12 protein-coding genes are annotated in these 17,858 nt (G+C 60.3%); 3 read left to right on the forward strand and 9 right to left on the reverse strand.

Annotated features, from left to right (window positions below; all coding sequences use genetic code 11):
* Nucleotides 1-82 precede the first annotated feature (82 nt).
* The 5 genes from ACF6ZU_RS04385 to ACF6ZU_RS04405 all read right to left on the reverse strand — a co-directional run bounded on the left by ACF6ZU_RS04385 (nt 83) and on the right by ACF6ZU_RS04405 (nt 4,500).
* The gene (locus tag ACF6ZU_RS04385) at nt 83-1,900 is read right to left on the reverse strand and encodes an ABC transporter ATP-binding protein (RefSeq protein ID WP_392890686.1); all 1,818 of its coding nucleotides are present in this window, start codon (nt 1,898-1,900) and stop codon (nt 83-85) included.
* Nucleotides 1,893-2,531, reverse strand: coding sequence for a DsbA family protein (locus ACF6ZU_RS04390; RefSeq protein WP_392890687.1), 639 nt, complete (start codon nt 2,529-2,531; stop codon nt 1,893-1,895). Before ACF6ZU_RS04390 ends, ACF6ZU_RS04385 begins: the two co-directional genes overlap by 8 nt.
* A gap of 3 nt (nt 2,532-2,534) precedes the next feature.
* Nucleotides 2,535-3,476: a rhodanese-related sulfurtransferase gene (locus tag ACF6ZU_RS04395; RefSeq protein ID WP_008035679.1), complete on the reverse strand. Its 942-nt coding sequence runs from the start codon at nt 3,474-3,476 to the stop codon at nt 2,535-2,537.
* A 184-nt stretch (nt 3,477-3,660) separates the two neighbouring features.
* The gene (locus tag ACF6ZU_RS04400; protein ID WP_392890688.1) at nt 3,661-3,957 is read right to left on the reverse strand and encodes a BolA family protein; all 297 of its coding nucleotides are present in this window, start codon (nt 3,955-3,957) and stop codon (nt 3,661-3,663) included.
* 12 nt (nt 3,958-3,969) lie between these two features.
* Nucleotides 3,970-4,500, reverse strand: a complete 531-nt coding sequence (locus ACF6ZU_RS04405; RefSeq protein WP_262171837.1) for a DUF2059 domain-containing protein — start codon at nt 4,498-4,500, stop codon at nt 3,970-3,972.
* Nucleotides 4,501-4,692: 192 nt separating this feature from the next.
* On the opposite strand from ACF6ZU_RS04405, the gene ACF6ZU_RS04410 reads away from it, so the two are divergent.
* Nucleotides 4,693-6,087, forward strand: coding sequence for a class II fumarate hydratase (locus tag ACF6ZU_RS04410; RefSeq protein ID WP_392890689.1), 1,395 nt, complete (start codon nt 4,693-4,695; stop codon nt 6,085-6,087).
* 128 nt (nt 6,088-6,215) lie between these two features.
* Here the strand turns inward: ACF6ZU_RS04410 and ACF6ZU_RS04415 are convergent, their stop codons facing one another.
* Nucleotides 6,216-7,175 carry a DMT family transporter gene (locus ACF6ZU_RS04415; protein WP_392890690.1) on the reverse strand — a complete coding sequence of 320 codons (960 nt, stop codon included), beginning with the start codon at nt 7,173-7,175 and terminating at the stop codon, nt 6,216-6,218.
* Between the two features lie 201 nt (nt 7,176-7,376).
* Between ACF6ZU_RS04415 and ACF6ZU_RS04420 the strand changes: the two genes are divergently transcribed.
* A complete protein-coding gene (locus ACF6ZU_RS04420) occupies nt 7,377-7,571 on the forward strand; it encodes a DUF6316 family protein (protein WP_392890691.1) in 195 nt (64 codons plus the stop codon).
* A 110-nt stretch (nt 7,572-7,681) separates the two neighbouring features.
* On the opposite strand, the gene ACF6ZU_RS04425 is transcribed toward ACF6ZU_RS04420, so the two are convergent.
* Both ACF6ZU_RS04425 and pap read right to left on the reverse strand, forming a co-directional pair.
* Entirely contained in the window at nt 7,682-8,866 is a 1,185-nt protein-coding gene (locus tag ACF6ZU_RS04425) for a thiolase family protein (RefSeq protein ID WP_392890692.1), read from the reverse strand.
* Nucleotides 8,867-8,974: 108 nt separating this feature from the next.
* Nucleotides 8,975-10,483 (reverse strand): polyphosphate:AMP phosphotransferase, encoded by a 1,509-nt coding sequence (gene pap, locus ACF6ZU_RS04430; protein ID WP_392890693.1) that lies wholly within the window; start codon nt 10,481-10,483, stop codon nt 8,975-8,977.
* 242 nt (nt 10,484-10,725) lie between these two features.
* Between pap and mnmC the strand changes: the two genes are divergently transcribed.
* Nucleotides 10,726-12,708: a bifunctional tRNA (5-methylaminomethyl-2-thiouridine)(34)-methyltransferase MnmD/FAD-dependent 5-carboxymethylaminomethyl-2-thiouridine(34) oxidoreductase MnmC gene (mnmC, locus tag ACF6ZU_RS04435; RefSeq protein ID WP_392890694.1), complete on the forward strand. Its 1,983-nt coding sequence runs from the start codon at nt 10,726-10,728 to the stop codon at nt 12,706-12,708.
* 5 nt (nt 12,709-12,713) lie between these two features.
* Here mnmC and ACF6ZU_RS04440 read toward each other — a convergent pair whose 3' ends face one another.
* On the reverse strand, nt 12,714-17,621 hold the full coding sequence (locus ACF6ZU_RS04440) for an NEL-type E3 ubiquitin ligase domain-containing protein (RefSeq protein WP_392890695.1): 4,908 nt from the start codon (nt 17,619-17,621) through the stop codon (nt 12,714-12,716).
* Nucleotides 17,622-17,858: the final 237 nt, after the last annotated feature.

The following is a 17,858-nucleotide window of genomic DNA, read 5'->3' on the forward strand; positions in this document are numbered from 1 at the left end:
CAGAGCCTGGCAATCATGCACACACGCTGTACAAGACCTCCCACCTCCCGCGCCGTTCACTCGCGGTGCAGCGCGCAGGCGTCTAGATCTGCTGCAAATGCCCGTAAAGCTTGGCGTACAAACCGCCCTCGGCAATCAACTGCTGATGGTCGCCATCTTCGGCAATCTGGCCGCCATCGAACACTAGCACCCGGTCGGCCTGCTTCACGGCCGACAAGCGGTGCGCAATGATCAGCGTGGTGCGGTGGCTGAGGAACCGCGCCAGCGCCTGGTGCAGGTTGTATTCAGTGGCCGCATCCAGCGCTGAAGTTGCCTCGTCGAGGATCACTACTTTCGGCTCGGCCAGCACCATCCGCGCAATGGCCAGGCGTTGACGCTGGCCGCCGGACAAGCGCACGCCGGAACGCCCGACAATGCTGTCCAGGCCATTGGGCAACTCGCGAATCGTGGTGTGCAGTTGCGCGATTTCCAGCGCCTGCCAGCAGGCCTCGTCGCTGCGCTCGCGCCCCATGGTCAGGTTGGCCCGCACGGTGTCGTTGAACAGCGCCGGGTGTTGCAGGACCACGGCGACGTTTTCCCGCACGGTTTCCAGACCGATCTCTTGCTGGGTCGAGCCGCCGAAGCGAATCGTCCCGGCTAGCGGCGTGTACAACCCGAGCAGCAACTGAACCAGCGTACTTTTACCGCCGCCGCTGGCACCGACAATCGCGACCTTTTCCCCGGGCGCGATCGACAGGTTCATCTGGTTCAACACCAACTCGTCGCCGTAACCGAAACTCAGCCCCTGGACTTCGATGCCCACGGTCTCGCGGCCGTTGAACGGGTCGACACCGCCCGGGTATTCAGGCTCATCGGCCCTGGCCAACAATTCGTTGATCCGCGACAGCGCGCCACCGGCGGCGTAATAGGCGTATTGCAGATTCAGCAGTTGTTCCACCGGGCCAATCATGAACCACAGGTAGCTGAACACCGCGAGCATCTGGCCGATGGACAAGTCGGAGAACAGCACCGTAAGCATGGCGGCGGCACGGAAAATATCGATGCCGAACTGGAACAGCAGACCGCTGGCACGGTTCGAGGCGTCGGTTTTCCACTGCGATGTCACCGCGTAATCACGTACCTCTCGCGCCCGTTGGCCGAGGCGCCCAAGGAAAAAGCCCTGGCGGTTGCCGGCGCGCACCTCCTGGATGGCATCGAGGGTTTCGGTAAGTGCCTGAGTGAAGCGCGAGGTGCTGTCGTTCTCGAGTTTCTTCAGGTGTTTGACCCGCTTGCCCAGCAGCACCGTGGCGTAGATCACCAGCGGGTTGAACAGCATGATCAGCAGCGCCAGCTTCCAGTGCATCCAGATCAGGATGCTGGCGGTACCGACCAGGGTCAGCATCGCCACGAGGAACCGGCTGAGGGTTTCACCGACGAATTTGTCTACAGTGTCCAGGTCTGTGACCAGGTGCGTGGTGACGGTACCGCTGCCCAGGCTTTCGTATTCGCCCAGCGAGATGCGCTTGAGCCGCTCGATCAGCCGGGTGCGGATGCGGTACACGATGTCCTTGGCCAATGCCGCGAACAACCGGGCCTGCAACACGTTGAACAACAGGGCGCCGCAACGCAGCAGCAGGGTCACCAACAGCATCAGGCCGATGTACCCCGCCGCTTTCTGCCAGCCCAATGGCAGCGCGAGGTTCATGACTTTCAGCGCGGCGTCGCCATGCCCCAGCAGCACTTCGTCCACCAGCAACGGCAGGAGCAAGGGGATCGGCACGCTGCACAACGTCGCCAGCACGGCCACGCCGTTGGCGATCCACAGGGCTTTCTTGTGGTGCAAGGCGAGGCGGCGGATCTCCGCCCAGCTCAGTCGGTCAATGCGTTTAGCGGTCGGGACGTTGTCAGGCTGGTCATGCACAGGCAGCGCGCTCCAGCCAGCGGCCGAGCAGCGGTGACAGTACGCTTAGAGGCTGATAGCCATTGGTCAGCAAGGCCAATTGACCGTCACGCTCAGCCAGCAAGGTCGGAAAACCGGCAATGCCCAGGTCCTGCACCCAAGTGAAATCGGCCGCCGTCGCGGTGTGCATGTCCGCACGGTCGAACGCCGCCGCGAACTCGATGCGTGGCAGGCCGGCCTGCTCCGCCAGTTCCACCAGCACGCTGGCGTGGGTGACGTCGCGACCTTCTGCGTAAAACGCCTGCTGGATCAAGCCGAGCAGTTTCCACGCACAATCCGGGGCGAGGTGGCGTGCAGTCACCAGCGCCCGGCAGGCGGGCTCGGTGTCGTAGACAAAGCCGTCAGGCAACGCGCCTTCACGCTTGAAGGGCTGGCCCGTGGCTTCGGTGACCGCTTGCCAATGTTCAAGGATGTAGCGCCGGGTGGTCGGCTCCAGCGCCGAACCGCTACCGGTGCGCAAACCGCCCACCACCAGATGCACCTCCACACCCGCCGCCTGCGCCTGCTCGACCAACGCATTGGCCACTGGCGCAAAGCCCCAGCACCAGGAACACATCGGATCCATCACATAGAGCAGGCGGCGTGCAGACATGGTTCAAGCCTCGGAAGGTGTTTGCTTGTAGTTGTAGCCGATCGGGTGAGGCATGTTGCGGGCCTTGGCCAGTTCGATCTGCTTCTGCCGATCAATGGCGCTGCGGCGGGTCTTTTCACTCAGCTTATCCCAACAGTGCGGGCAGCTGATGCCGGCCACATAGTGCTCGGACGCGCGGTCTTCGACGCTCACCGGGGTGCGGCAGGCGTGGCACTGATCGTAATCGCCTTCGCTGAGGTCATGGCGCACAGTCACGCGGTTGTCGAAGACGAAGCAGTCGCCCTGCCACTTGGTTTCTTCCTGCGGCACCTCTTCGAGGTACTTCAGGATGCCGCCCTTGAGGTGATAGACCTCGTCGAAACCCTGGCTGAGCATGTAGCTCGACGCCTTTTCGCAACGAATGCCGCCGGTGCAGAACATCGCGACTTTCTTGTGCACGGCCGGATCGAAGTTGGCTTTGATGTAATCGGGGAACTCGCGAAAGCTGGTGGTCTTCGGATCGATGGCGCCTTCGAAGGTGCCGATCGAGACTTCGTAGTCGTTGCGGGTGTCGATCAACAGCACTTCCGGATCGCTGATCAGCGCGTTCCAGTTCTCTGGATCAACGTAGGTGCCGACCTTTTTGTTCGGGTCCACGCCTTCGACGCCGAGGGTGACGATTTCTTTCTTGAGTTTGACTTTGGTGCGATAGAACGGCTGGTCGTCGCAGTACGACTCTTTGTGGTCGATGTCGTCCATGCGCGGGTCGTTCTTGAGCCAGGCCATCAGCCCGTCGATGCCTTCACGGCTGCCGGAAACCGTGCCGTTGATGCCTTCTTCCGCGATCAGCAGGGTGCCTTTGATGCCGTTGTCGACCATGGCCTGCAGCAATGGCTCGCGCAGGTCGACGTAATTTTCCAGGGTGACGAACTTATACAGTGCCGCCACGACAATCTGTTGTGTCATGGGTGATTCTCCAGGTGGCTACCCTCGTAAGGGGTGAACCGGATGCGAAAAAAAAACGCGCCGGGTAAGCGGCGCGTTGCGGATTCTAGCAAAAATAAACGCTTCCCTGTAGGAGCCGGCTTGCCGGCGATGGCGATCTCACGGACGCCATCGCCGGCAAGCCGGCTCCTACAGGGGCGGGACATCAGTGCGAGCCGCCGGCACAGGTCGGCGAGGCCGGAGCCGCGTCGATCTGGGCCCATTCCTCGGGCGTGTAGGTATGCAGCGCCAACGCATGGAACTCGCCCATCAGCTCGCCAAGCGTGCCGTAGACTTTCTGGTGACGCTTGACGCGGTTGAGCCCTTCGAACTGCTGGCTGACCACCACGGCCTTGTAATGGGTTTGCAACCCACGACTGTGCATATGGCTTTCATCCAGCACTTGCAGGTGCTCGGGCTGTAACAGGCCCAGCGTCGATTCGATGCGTTGTTGCATGGTCATACCGGGCTCCGCTTAAGGCTTTTTCTTGGCAGCAGGTGCAGCGGCGTTAGCCTTGGGATCCAGCTCGTTGGTCATGTCAGCCAACAGCTTGTTGACCACTGGCACGGCGCTCTCGAGCTTGGCCTGGGTCATCTGGGCCGATTGCTGGGTCAGCTGCGGCATTTTTTCCAGGACTTTCTTGCCCAGTGGCGACTGGTAGAACGCAACCAGGTCCTTGAGCTCGGATTCGCTGAAATTGGTGGTGTACAGCTTGACCATGTCCGGCTTCAGCTTGTTCCAGCCAATGGCTGCGTCCAGCGCGGCGTTGGCTTTGGCCTGATACGTTTCCAGCAAGGCTTTTTTCGATTCAGGGGCTTTGGTCTGTTCAAAGCGCTGAGCGAACATTTGCTGCACTTGCATGTACACCGGAGTGCCCAATTTGTCAGCGTGCGCCAGGGTCAGGAAAGCTTCGGCACTGGCGTTGTGGCTGGCGGTATCGGCAAAAACAGGGCCGCTGGCGCAAACCAGTGCAACCGCGGTACAGATGGCACGAAGACGAGTCATCGAGTTTCCTTTTCTAGCAGGCGAGGTAAAACCCCAAGGGCGTCCATTCTGCGCCTAAAAAACTGTGCCGCTCAACCCCAAGCCTTGTCGGACCTGATTTAGAGGGGTTGAACGGTGAAAATCCAGACTGATGGAACCACGGCCGGTCATCACGGCCTAAACTGCGCTATCAGACCTACAGGAGTGTGCACGATGAGCCGTATCGAAACCGACAGCCTGGGCCAGGTTGAAGTCCCGGATGAAGCTTACTGGGGCGCTCAGACGCAACGCTCGCTGATCAACTTCGCCATCGGCAACGAACGCATGCCGCTGGCGGTGCTGCATGCCCTGGCACTGATCAAGAAAGCTGCGGCACGGGTCAATGATCGCAACGGTGACCTGCCCGCTGACATCGCCCGGCTGATTGAACAGGCCGCCGACGAAGTGCTCGACGGCAACCACGACGACCAGTTCCCGCTGGTGGTGTGGCAGACCGGCAGCGGCACCCAGAGCAACATGAACGTCAACGAAGTGATCGCCGGGCGCGCCAATGAGCTGGCCGGCAACCCGCGCGGCGGCAAGACGCCGGTGCATCCCAACGATCACGTCAATCGTTCCCAGAGTTCCAATGACTGCTTCCCGACCGCCATGCACATTGCTGCGGCACAGGCCGTGCAACAGCATCTGCTGCCGGCGATCAGCGAACTGTCGGGCGGATTGGCGGAGTTATCTGCGCGGTACATGAAGCTGGTCAAGACCGGTCGCACTCACATGATGGATGCTACGCCGATCACCTTCGGCCAGGAGCTCTCGGCCTTCATCGCGCAACTGGATTACGCCGAACGGGCGATCCGCAGCGCGTTGCCTGCCGTCTGTGAACTGGCCCAGGGCGGCACCGCGGTGGGCACCGGGCTGAATTCACCGCACGGTTTTGGCGAAGCGATCGCCTCTGAGATCGCGGCGCTGTCCGGCCTGCCGTTTGTCACCGCCCCCAACAAGTTTGCCGCGCTGGCGGGCCATGAACCGCTGACCACCTTGTCCGGCGCGTTGAAAACCCTGGCGGTGACCCTGATGAAAATCGCCAACGACCTGCGCCTGCTTGGCTCCGGACCGCGCGCCGGTTTTGCCGAAGTGAAACTGCCAGCCAATGAACCGGGTAGCTCGATCATGCCCGGCAAGGTCAACCCGACCCAGTGCGAAGCGTTGTCGATGCTGGCGTGCCAGGTATTGGGCAACGACGTGGCCATCGGTTTTGCCGCGAGCCAGGGGCACCTGCAGTTGAACGTGTTCAAACCGGTGATCATCCACAACCTGCTGCAATCGATCCGATTGCTGGGCGATGGCTGCAGCAACTTCCAGCAGCATTGCGTCGCCGGCCTGGAGCCGGATGCCGAAAAAATGGCGGAACATCTGGAACGTGGGTTGATGCTGGTGACGGCGCTCAACCCGCATATCGGCTACGACAAGTCGGCGGAGATCGCCAAGAAGGCCTATGCCGAAGGACTGACGCTGCGGGAAGCGGCGTTGCAGTTGGGGTATCTGACGGATGCAGAGTTCGATGCGTGGGTGCGGCCGGAGAATATGATTGAGGCAGGGGCAAAGGGTTAGAAACTTGTAGTGATAGTTAGACCGCTATCGCGAGCAAGCTTGCTCCTACAAGATTTGTCGTCCGCGAATTCTGCGATCGACACAACATCTGTAGGAGCAAGCTTGCTCGCGATGAACGATAACGCGGTTTAACTGGCCGCCATCCTTACCTTTCGGGCTCGAAGCCCCGCCATCAACGACGGCCCCAACGCCACCAGCGCCGACCCCAGCACCACCAGCACCGCCCCACCATAGCCCAGACCATTGATGGTCTCGGCATGCACATACTCCGGCCACCACCACGCGGCCAGCGCTACTGCGCCGAAGGTCACCAGCGGCGTGATCGCCAGCGTCGCGCTGACTCGCGAAGCCTCCCAGTGCGCCAGCGCTTCGGCAAACGCGCCATAGGCAATCAGTGTGTTCATGCAGCACGCCAGCAGCAGCCAGCCTTGCAGTGGGGTCAGTTGCAGCGCTTCCAGCGGATGCACCCACGGCGTCAGCAGCAACCCGCAGAACAGGTAGATCACCATCATCACCTGCAACGAATTCCACACCGTCAGCAATTGCTTCTGCCCCAGGGCGTAGAACGTCCAGACCGTGGACGCCAGCAACACCAGCAGCACGCCCGCCGTGTAGTCGGTCAGCGACGTGAGCAACTCGGCCAGGCGCTGGTTGAAAAACAGACCGAAGCCGATCAGCAACACCAGCAGGCCAATCCCCTGCCCGATGCTGAAACGCTCCTTGAACACAAACAGGCTGGCGATCAGCAGCATGATCGGCCCCATCTGCACCACCAATTGCGCGGTGCCGGGGCTGAGCAGGTTCAGGCCCATCAGATACAGCACGTAATTGCCCACCAGCCCCAGCACCGCCATCAGCACCAGCCAGCCACCGCGCGGGCCCAGCACTTTGCGGCTCGGCAAGCGCCTGGTCGCGGCGAGATAGATGAACAGACAGCTGCCGGAGACCATCAGTCGAAACCAGGTCACCGTCACCGGGTCCATCACCAACAGGACTTGTTTGAGCTTGATCGGCAGGATTCCCCACAACAGGGCGGTCAGCAGGGCCAGGAACAGACCGTAAACCCAGCGACCGGATGAAATGTGCATGCGTACCCCAAAGCCCGATGGCGAGAGCCGTCATTCTAGGCGCAGTGGCGCCTGGCACACAGGGACAGTTGGCGAGCGGACGCAAATGAAACTGTGCGGGTCGCAGCAAAAAATTGGCGATCGGCCGTCGATCGGCTGGTCAGGCGCGGTAAGCAGTTAATGCATATGCTGATTGGATCCACTCACCTTCAGGAGACAGCCATGTATGGCATGCGCGCCCAGGACAACGCCCCTTCCATGCACTTTCGCAGCGACCGGATGTGTCGGGTGAACGGGGAGTTGTATTTCAGCACGCGGGAAAACACGCTGGAGGGGCCGTTTGAAAACCAGGAGGTGGCGGCGCGGGAGATCGAGGCTTATATCGAGCGGATGCGGAATTTGAGTGCCGGTCGTTAGACCGCGGCGCTCCCATCGCGAGCAGGCTCGCTCCCACATTGGAATGCAATCCACTGTGGGAGCGAGCCTGCTCGCGATAGCGATGTAACATTAGCCACAAACTCTACGGCCTAGCGCACCGCTTCAAACAACCCGGTCGCGCCCATCCCGCCACCCACGCACATGGTGACGATGCCGTAGCGCAAATTGCGCCGCTGCAACTCACGCACCAGGTGCCCGACCTGCCGCGAACCCGTCATGCCAAACGGATGGCCGATGGAAATCGAGCCGCCGTTGACGTTGTATTTCTCGTTATCGATCCCCAACCGGTTACGGCTGTACAGGCATTGCGAGGCGAACGCTTCGTTCAGTTCCCACAAATCGATGTCGGCCACTTGCAAGCCCTTGGCCTTGAGCAGCTTCGGCACCGAAAACACCGGGCCGATGCCCATTTCATCCGGCTCGCAACCGGCCACGGTGAAACCGCGGAAGAACGCCTTCGGCTTCAGGCCCAGCTCCAGCGCCTTTTCCAGGCTCATGATCAACGTCATGGACGCACCGTCGGACAACTGCGACGAGTTGCCCGCCGTGACCGAACCGTCTTCGGCAAACACCGGCTTCAATCCCGCCAGGCTTTCCAGTGTGGTGTCGGGGCGATTGCAATCGTCACGATCGACCACGCCATCGAGAATCTGCACCTGACCGGTGGCCTTGTCTTCCACGCGGTATTTCACCGCCATCGGCACGATTTCGTCGTCGAACAACCCGGCCGCCTGCGCCTGTGCGGTACGCTGCTGGCTTTGCAGCGCGTACAGGTCCTGCTCTTCGCGGCTGACGTTGTAACGGCGGGCGACGATTTCAGCGGTCTGGCCCATAGGGAAGTAGATGCCCGGCACCTGTTCCTTGAGCAGCGGGTTGATCAGGTTGTCGGTGTTGACGCTTTTCATGGTCAGGCTGATGGACTCGACGCCGCCGGCGACGATGATGTCGCTGCAGCCCGAGGCGATCTGGTTGGCGGCGATGGCAATCGCCTGCAGGCCCGACGAGCAGAACCGGTTGAGGGTCATGCCGGCGGTGCCGGTGCCCAGGCGCGACAGCACCGCCACGTTGCGACCGATGTTGTAGCCCTGGGCGCCTTCGTTGGAGCCGGCACCGACGATGCAATCCTCGACGCTGGCCGGATCGATGCCGCTACGCGCCAGCAATGCGTTGACGCAATGAGCCGCCATGTCGTCCGGACGGGTCTGGTTGAACTTGCCGCGAAAGGACTTGGCCAGGCCCGTCCGCACGCTGTCGACGATCACCACTTCACGCATGGCATACCTCATTCTTGTTGTCGGTTTGGAGTGGACCGAGCATAAGTCCACCCATTAGCCGCCGCGACAATCATTCACCCCGCGTATGCGTCACCATCGGCTGCGTCTTCAGCTTTTTTTCTCGTGCTTGTCGGACTTTTCGAACGCTTCTTCCAGTGCCCGGTTCAGCGTGCGCAACACCTTGACCCGCGCCCAGCGCTTGTCGTTGGCCTCCACCAGGGTCCAGGGCGAAATTTCCGTGCTGGTGCGATCGACCATGTCGCCGACCGCCGCCCGATAGGCGTCCCACTTTTCCCGGTTGCGCCAGTCGTCTTCGGTGATCTTGAAGCGTTTGAACGGGATCTGTTCGCGCTCTTCGAACCGCTCCATCTGCGTGTCTTTATCGATGGCCAGCCAGAACTTAACCACAATCACACCGGCATCGGCGAGCTGCTCTTCGAAGTCGTTGATCTCGCTGTAGGCGCGCAGCCAGTCGGCCGGGCTGCAAAAGCCCTCGATCCGCTCCACCAGCACCCGGCCATACCAGGACCGGTCGAACACGGTGAATTTTCCCCGGGCCGGAATATGTCGCCAGAAGCGCCACAGGTACGGATGTGCCCGTTCCTCTTCGGTGGGCGCGGCGATCGGCACGATGCTGTATTGCCGAGGGTCGAGCGCTGCGGCCACCCGGCGGATCGCCCCGCCCTTGCCCGCCGCATCGTTGCCTTCAAACACCGCGATCAAGGCGTGGCGACGCATGCGTTTGTCGCGCATCAACCCCGAGAGCCGCGCCTGCTCGGTGATCAGTTGTTCTTCGTAATCGTCCTTGTCCAGGTGCTGGGTCAGGTCGAGGCTGTCGAGCAGGTTCACCTGATCGACGCTGCTGCCCAACGGCGCGGCGCTGACTTTATCCGGGTGAATCTGCGGTCGCTTCAGGGCACCTTGCAGGCCTTCGAGCAAAATCTTGCCGACCGCCAGGCTCCGATAGCGCGGGTCCATGCCGGCAATCACATGCCACGGGGCATAGTCGCGACTGGTACGGCGCAGGATGCGTTCACCGTATTTGACGAACTTGTCGTAGGTCTGCGACTGCTGCCAGTCCAGCGGGCTGATGCGCCAGCTGTGCAGCGGGTCGTCGGCCAGGGCCTTGAGCCGCGCCTTCATTTGTTTCTTGGAGAGGTGGAACCAGAACTTGAAGATCAGCGCGCCTTCGTCGCACAGCATCTGCTCCAGACGCTCGGCACCGTTGATGCTCTGGTCGAGCCTCGGGTCCTTGATCACACCGTGAACCCGGGCCTGCAGCATCTGGCTGTACCAGTTGCCGAAGAAAACCCCCATGCGCCCGGCGGCCGGCAGCATCCGCCAGTAACGCCACGCCGGTGGCCGCGCCAGTTCTTCGTCGGTCTGCTGATCGAAGGTGCGGACCTCGATCAGGCGTGGGTCCATCCATTCGTTGAGCAACTTCACCGTCTCGCCCTTGCCCGCCCCCTCGATGCCATTGATCAGGATGATCACCGGGAAGCGCTTTTGCTGCTGCAGCTCGAACTGCACCTCGAGCAAGGCTTCACGCAGCGCCGGCACTTCGGCTTCATAGGTTTCTTTGTCGATGACGCGGTCGATTTCGGCGGATTCGAACATGGAGCACTCCCTTTCCAGATTGAGCAAGACTAGCGGATTGGGCAGGTGGACGACGGGGAAATTCCCTGTAATGCGCACCGTCCTTTGTAGGAGCCGGCTTGCCGGCGATGGCGTACTCAAGAACGCTATCGCCGGCAAGCCGGCTCCTACGAAGAGCAGCGGGGCAGAATCTGCAGCATCACCCGTCCTCCCCATCAATGGTGATCGGCTAGAATGGCCGCCTTGCCGTTGCCGAGCCTGCCATGAAACCTGTATTGCCCCACGCCCAGCTCGACTGGGACGCCCAAGGGCTCCCGCGTTCGCGGGTGTTTGATGATGTGTATTTCTCCGACCTGTCAGGGCTGGATGAAACCCGCTACGTCTTCCTCGAACAGAACCTGCTGCGCGAACGCTTTGCCGCGTTGCCGGCGGACGGGCGGCTGGTGATTGGCGAGACCGGGTTCGGCACCGGGTTGAATTTCCTGTGTGCCTGGCAGTTGTTCGAACAACACGCGGTGGCCGGCGCGCGGCTGCATTTTGTCAGCGTCGAAAAGTACCCGCTGAGTGCGCCCGACCTGCAACGGGCGCTGGCGTTATGGCCGGAGCTCAAGGCCTATTCCGATCAATTGCTCGCGCAGTACGTGGCGATCCATCAGGGCTTCCAGCGCCTGGTCCTGGACAACGGCCGGGTCACCCTGACCCTGTTGATCGGCGATGCGCTGGAACAGTTGCCGCAACTCGACGCACAGATCGACGCCTGGTTCCTCGACGGTTTCGCCCCGGCGAAAAACCCCGACATGTGGACCGCCGAACTGTTCGCCGAACTCGCCCGGCTCGCGGCACCCGGCTCGACCATCAGCACCTTCACCAGCACCGGCTGGGTGCGTCGACTGCTGAACGCGGCGGGCTTCAAGATGAAGCGCACGCCGGGTATCGGCCACAAATGGGAAATCCTGCGCGGCGCATTCCTCGGCTGGCCTGAAGATGCGCCGATGCCTGTCGCGGCCAAACCCTGGTTCGCTCGGCCAACGCCGTTGTCTGGCGAACGCCGGGCACTGGTGATCGGTGCCGGCCTGGCCGGTTGTGCCACGGCTGCCAGCCTCGCGGCGCGGGGTTGGCACGTCAGCCTGCTGGAGCGACACGACGGGTTGGCGCAGGAAGCTTCGGGCAATCCCCAAGGCGTGCTGTACCTCAAGTTGTCAGCCCATGGCACGGCGTTATCGCAATTGATCGTCAGTGGTTTCGGCTACACCCGACGCCTGCTGGAACAGTTACAGCGGGGCGTTGACTGGGACGACTGCGGTGTTCTGCAACTGGCGTTCAATGCCAAGGAAGCCGAGCGTCAGGCCCAATTGGCCGCGGCATTCCCGGAAGACCTGTTGCAGGCGCTCGATCGCGAACACGCCGAGATTCGCGCCGGCATCACCCTGCCCGCCGGCGGCCTGTTTTACCCCGAAGGCGGCTGGGTGCACCCGCCAGCGCTGTGCCAGCGGCAGGCAAGCCATCCGAACATTCAAATCATGACCCATCACGAAGTGCTGGAACTGCGCCCCGCGCAAGGTCAATGGCAAGCCTGGGATGGCGACACCTTGCTGGCCTCTGCGCCGGTGGTGGTATTGGCCGGCGCCGCAGAAATCAAACGCTTCCCCTACAGCAGAGAACTCCCGCTCAAACGCATCCGCGGACAAATCACCCGCCTGCCCGAAACACCCAAGAGCCAGGCGCTGAGCACCGTGGTCTGCGCCGAAGGTTACGTCGCCCCGGCGCGCTTGGGCGAACATACGCTGGGGGCCAGTTTCGATTTCAACAACGACGACCTGACACCGACAGCGGCCGAGCATGCCGGCAACTTGCAGATGCTCGAAGAAATCTCAACGGACCTGGTCGCCCGGCTCGATGCGGATACCCTGCAACCCGAAGCCCTTGAAGGTCGCGCGGCGTTCCGCTGCACCAGCCCGGACTACCTGCCGATTGTCGGCCCACTGGCTGACGCACAGGCATTCGCTCAGGCCTATGTCGCACTGAGCAAGGACGCCCGGCAAATACCGGACATCCCTTGCCCATGGCTGGACGGCTTGTACGTCAACAGCGGCCACGGTTCGCGAGGCTTGATCACCGCGCCGCTGTCAGGCGAATTGCTGGCGGCCTGGCTGGATGACGAACCGCTGCCATTGCCCAGGGCCGTGGCCGAGGCGTGTCACCCGAATCGCTTTGCCTTGCGCCGCTTGATTCGAGGCAAGGCCTGAGACGTTCAATCGAACGGGAAGCAAGTCTTGGCCGCATCAGCATCCAGGAACGTCCGGGTCAGATCAGTCAAAAAATCTGCCTCGGCGATCTTGAACTCGACGTCGATTGCGTCAGTTTCTGCCGTATATTTCTTTGCAAGCGACTCCTCGGTTTCGATGGCTGTGTTGTCGTCTTCATTATTGCCCTCAGCCTCCGCCTTCTTGCGTTCAGCGAGCGCTTTCTTCCGCTGTTCGTTACGCTCGTCGGCCGCGTTTATCCGCTCCTGAAAAGGGGCCGCAAACGCAGCAAACTTGCGACCACAATGCTGACGCAAAAAATCTGTCCAGTACGTGCGGCCACTGATGTAAATCGGCAGTTCGGAAGAATGCTCTGCGTTGGTGATTCTGTCCGTGGCGTCAGTCAAGTCGCTTGGTGTGACTTTGCCAAGACTTGCATGGTGCATGGTCTTGGGTTGCCCGACCAGTTTGAGCTGCTCCGCCAGCTGGATGCGATAGGCCAGCTCAATTTCCACCGGATCAAGCGATTTGTTTGCCTCGGCTTTTTCCCTGGCGATCCTGCCCAGATAATCCAGACGGAATGAACGTTCGCCAAGACGCAACAGCAAAGCGGCCTTCTCATGGGCATTGGCGGATTGCCGAACCACTGTATCCATGTCCACAACAACCTCAAGATTACTGAAGATCGTTGCCGCGGCATCATCGCAATTGGCTCTCTCCGCCCGTGCCAGCAGTTGATCGCGCAACGACGCATCTGTCTGAGTCGCCTCAATCACATTCCAGACTCGCCGGGTCATGTCCTCATGCTCGAAGCGGGTGTCCTTCGCCCCCCCGACGTCTGCCAGCAATTGAAAAAGACCACTGGAACCGGGTTCGTTTTTCAACGCCAGCCACGTGCGATTACAACTGGCATAGTTTTCTTCCGCAGGGTTCGGCATCCACAGGTCTCGAGCCCTTTGCTCAGTGAGCGCCGTGGCGTCGATTTTCAGCAGCCCCATTCCGATGCCCGTAGTGTCACTGTAAGTTTTGAGCTTCGCACGGCTCGCCACAGACACCGTGTTCCCGGCCAGATCGATTGCGCGGGTGAACGGCCGTGGCATCTGGAATAGCCAGTCCGGTAACTCCTGAATCTGATTGTGCCTGAGGTCCACCATGGTCAGATTCGGCAAACGAGCAAGGCCTGTGGGAAGTTCCGTGGTGTGGGTATCGCTCAGGTTCAGCTCCTGGAGATCGAGCATTTTGCTCACATCGACGGTGGCCCCCAAGCGATTGCCGCCGAGTCCCAACTTGCGCAGATTGCGCATCGCGGCGAGCTTGCGCAATGTGTATTCGGTCAGCTGTATCTTGTTGCCGTTCAAGTGAAGGTTCTCAAGGTTGGGCATGAGCGACACCACCTCGGGCAACCTTGTGAGCTGATTGCGGTCCAGTTCCAGAGTGACCAGCTTTGTGAACGGTTTGAGGAAATACGCCAGTTCATCGCCGGCCTGCATGTCCTTGATCGAGAGCGTACGAACATGCGCGACATCCTGCTCGGTCAGTGTCGGCAACGGACCTGCGGGGTTACGGTCAAGCCTGAGCGTGTCAAAAGGCTTGTTCCGCTCCCATCGCGGATGCGGGACCCGACGCCAGCAGCTTTCAATGGTATTGGCCACTTGCCGACGATTAACGCGAACATCGCTGAGAGGCCCCGGCAGCTTCTTCATCTGCACCTCATCGTCGCGCCAGATTCGCAGCACCTTGAGAAACTCTTTCAGTTGCTTCTCCAGCTCCCTGATCCGGTTCACCCGCAATATCGGGGTGGTGCCGGCTTCGTCGAGAAACGACGAGACCTGGGCATCAGTGAACAACGGATAGAGCTTTCGAACCCGGTGAACCAGGCCCCTGGAATAGGAATTCGCGGCGGGAGAATCCGCCTGGGCGCAGGCAGTAAGGTATTTCGGTATTTCACTGCGTTCCCCTCGTAACACCCGCCCGGTACGCGCCGGATCGCCAGAGGCAGCTTTCGACAACTGTGATCGTAACGCTGCGGCGTCCAGCGTATCGTCCCCCGTCAACCCCATGGCCGTGCGCCGGGTGGCGGGCAATGCATCGAGTATCGCTTGAGGCAACGTATCGCTCGTCAGTGTGGAAGACACATTGCCATTGCTTTGGGCGACCTGATAACCCGAAGCGGTCTTGACGATGACCCCAGGCGTCAGCGCATCCGCATCGCCCACGCTGTCCAGCAACGCGCCACTGGCGGATCCCTGCCGAATTTCAAGTCGATAAGCCTCATCCCAACCTTGCACCCGATCCATCAGCCCGAGCGTGAGTTTGTCGGTATCGGCATTGGCCAGTTGCGGAAAATTCAATCCCGTCACCGCGCGGTCCTGCCTGATAGCAGCCTGCGCCTCACGAACTTGGCGGAAGAGATCATTGCCGAGGATCTTGCGGTCACGCAGAAAACTGCGATCCCTGGCAGAGGCATTGTCCAGCAATTCCTGACACACGCGGGTGGGCAGATCTGGAGCCTGCTCATGCAAAGTCGCAACGTCACCGGTGGAAGTGCCATCGTATTTTTTATACAGCCACTCACGCAGTGGCTCGCGATTGCCCTTGATACTGGCCCCGATCCTGTTGGCCAACAGCTGCGATTTCGACTCCTTGATCGTGATCGTGGTGCCGATCATGGCCTCGACTTCTTTCGGGTAGAGACCACTGATGACGGTATCGAGCAGTTCACCCGAAGCCAGTTCCGATTCACTGACATGCACGCTGTTGATGTCATCGTTGTGCGGGGCGGTCTCGGGGAAACGCGACACCACGAGGTCTTTTTCGTCGCGCACTTCAATGAAGCGTTCCTCCGGCCAGCCGGGCAACCGTGGAAGTGTGTGCAGTTGTTCCTGAATGAAATCAGTATTCTCGGTCTCGCCCCGCTCCATGGCGGCGACCATGTTGCTGATGGAGCGATCGAGCTTCACGCGCTCGACACAATCGTTCAACCGCTCCGGCAACGCGAGTTTGCTTTCATGCAGATGGTGCAAGGTGTCGGTGGACACATCGGTGATTTGCGCAAAAGGTTCGAGGTCGATGCCCAGATCGCTCAGGCGCGGACTCGTTCGTTCCAGTGCGTAGCCACCGTCACGCCACTCGTGCGCGTGCTCATAGGCATGCCGCCAGCCACCTTCCACGTTTCGTTCGACCGCCGGCTGGAATGCCTCCGATCGGGTGGGATGATTAATCGTCCACGCCGCCCCCTTGGCGTTTTGGGTGACACGATAAGAGGCGCCATCCATGACGATCGACGTCAGCCCGGCATGCCGGTAGAGCCCTTGCGAATTCGCTTGAACGTCCGCTGGCACTGTCGAGGCCTGCTTGTAGGGTTCGAGATCGGGTTTCCATAACCTGGCTTTGCCATCTGCACGAGTGACAGCCTCCAGTCCATCGTAAAACGCCACCTGTTCCTTCAGGCTTTTACCAACGCTCGAAACTATTTTTCCACCGGCTGCAAATGCCGCCAGTTGCGCGACGTTTTCCACCACGTGGAGCAAATGGGACAACGCCTTTTTTCGCTCGTCGTGCGTCCAGTCAACTACGCCTTCATACACCTCGCTGACGATGTCGACGGCCGCCGTCACCAGCATCAGCTGACCGATTACCGGTACGAAAAAAGCGGCTGCGTTCAACAGCAGAAGCCCTTCATTGAGCAATAGCTGAATGGTTTTTTCCCGCTGCTGCTCATCGACGTCTGCGGTGGGTACGACGAGTATCTTCGCATCCTTCTGGATTTTGCTGACGAATGCGCTGTAGAGAAAATAGCCCACAGGGACATCGGCAGGCAGCGCGGAAATCGTGCTCACCACCTTGTCCTTGTCGAAACCGCTAAAAAAATCGGTCTTGTCATTGCCAAACAGGAACAAATCGATGAAGCGCTTTCTGTAACTTTTGCTTTGCAGGTGCAGTGCAAGATAGTCCTTGAACTCGTCCAGCGAGGCATATTCATAGAAAGGTCGCCGGGGTTCATTGGGCATGTAAACCACACACTTGGCGTTGCTCTCGGTATCGATGGAAACTTTGCTGAACACCAACACCCCGACCAGGCAAATGTCATTCACCATCACGCCTTGCCAGATCAGCGGTCCACCATCAAACACCGCGTCTTGAACTTGAGCCGCCGGAACATCCTGTTCGATGATCTTCAGCAACGCTGTGTAAGCCGTGCTGCTGATGTCTTTTTTCAGGCAGGCCATGTGCGCCGCGACTTGCATATCCAGGCGCCTCAACCGGAGGATGTCGGCGGCGGTCGCGCGAGCACCCTCTACAGCATCCCCCGTACGGGTGGTCAGAGCCGGCAAGACTTCGTAAATGTGGCGCTGGTAGCGTTTGCCAAGGTCCAGCTCGCGACAGAGCGTGGCGAAGTTCGTGGGTGTTATTCCATCGTCTGACGGTGTTTGCCCGTTGATCTTGATCACAGAGTCGGCGGGAATGCCGCCAGGCCGGGCTTGGTCGGCGGTGAAGTTTTCCATTGCGGCGTGAAGCAGACTACGGGAAGTGGTGATGGTTTGACTGTCGTAGCCGAGCGGTAAAAGCCCCGTCCCCGAAGCCACTTTTGTGATGATTTCCAGGGTGTCGTGCTCGACATCGACTTCAATCTTCCATTTGGTCTTGAGCAAACTCGTCAATTCCTCCTGACAGAACACATCCATTGACTTGAGCCTTGTGACAACTTCCGAGGCCTTGGCATAGAGGCGATCGGATTGTGCAAAATCTGAGTTCAGGGCCTGCACCACACTCAGGTCCGGAGCGGCCAACCAGTCTGGAATCGACTTGTGCAGCACCTCGGCCTTGTCCAGATCACCCGTGTGCTCCAGCAATGCCGCCAGGCGGTCCTCGGATGTAAATGCCTTGGCAGTATTTGTATTTTTGGGGGCCAGCATGAGCAATATCCTTATTGCATTAAGAGGCACCCAGTTTATGAAGCCCGGCCGGCAATGAATAATTCGAATACCGGGTCGAACTGCTGCGCATTCCAGCAGCTACTTGTATGCATTCCATCATTAATTACCGCCACGGCCAGGTGCATTTCTGCTCTGGCCACCATTCGTCCAGCAAACCCCGCTTATAACTGATTGATCTAAAACTCCCACAACCGAGACGGGTCAGTTTCTGAGTAC

The sequence above is a fragment of the Pseudomonas migulae genome (assembly GCF_043225285.1).
GTDB lineage: Bacteria > Pseudomonadota > Gammaproteobacteria > Pseudomonadales > Pseudomonadaceae > Aquipseudomonas > Aquipseudomonas migulae_C.